The organism is Ferrovum sp., from assembly GCF_027317285.1.
Taxonomy (GTDB): Bacteria; Pseudomonadota; Gammaproteobacteria; order Burkholderiales; family Ferrovaceae; genus Ferrovum.
This window is the reverse complement of sequence record NZ_DAHVHV010000142.1, coordinates 1-725: the sequence shown is the minus strand read 5'-3', so window position 1 is coordinate 725 and position 725 is coordinate 1. Positions and strand designations below refer to the sequence as shown.

Below are 725 nucleotides of genomic sequence, written 5' to 3'. Positions count from 1 at the left end.
TCACGAGTGGCATGGAGAAACCGGATTTATCAGCAAGGCCATGCTCCTGAAATTCATTGATAATCTGACGCTCCCCATCTACTACATCGACGGCCCACCTGCGATGGTGAATGCGATGCGAGAAATACTGAGCGCAGCGGGAGTCGATGATGACAATATCCGCACGGAAGAGTTTTCAGGTTACTGATATAGTTGCTTAAGAATTAGTCATGAAAATCAGGATTAAACGGGTATATGAACAGCCGGACAAACATGATGGTCGGCGTATCCTCGTGGACAGGCTGTGGCCGCGAGGTTTAACAAAGGAAAAGGCAAGCGTTGATCTGTGGCTCAAAGATATCGCCCCCAGCACGGAACTCCGGAAATGGTTTGGTCACGACCAGGGCAAGTGGGAACAATTCAGGGAACGATACCTCGCTGAACTAAGGGGCAACAGCGAGCAACTCCAGTTTTTAAAACAAGAGTTGGACAGGGGCATCGTGACGCTCGTCTATGGATCAAAGGATGAAGAACATAACCAAGCGGTCGTGATCCAGGAAAACAGTTGGTTATTCAATTAGTTGGAGGGAGATAGCAATGTACAACAATGGGCGGGAGATGGTCGCTCTTAAATCGACAGAGGATGTCGAAAGCGCCCAACAAGACGCTGCATCCGACCGCTATAGTCCGCACGTGGTCGCAAGCCCACTTCGCTCTGCCCTCCGGCCGTGGTCGAACTTGGTTAT

The 725-nt window shown here is 50.3% G+C and carries 1 protein-coding gene and 1 pseudogene; both read left to right on the top strand.

Annotated elements, in window-relative coordinates; genetic code table 11:
* A pseudogene (locus M6F29_RS11985) lies at positions 1-187 on the top strand (oxidoreductase); the annotation flags it as partial.
* A gap of 22 nt (positions 188-209) precedes the next feature.
* Entirely contained in the window at positions 210-560 is a 351-nt protein-coding gene (locus tag M6F29_RS11980; RefSeq protein WP_298160226.1) for a DUF488 domain-containing protein, read from the top strand.
* Positions 561-725 lie beyond the last annotated feature (165 nt).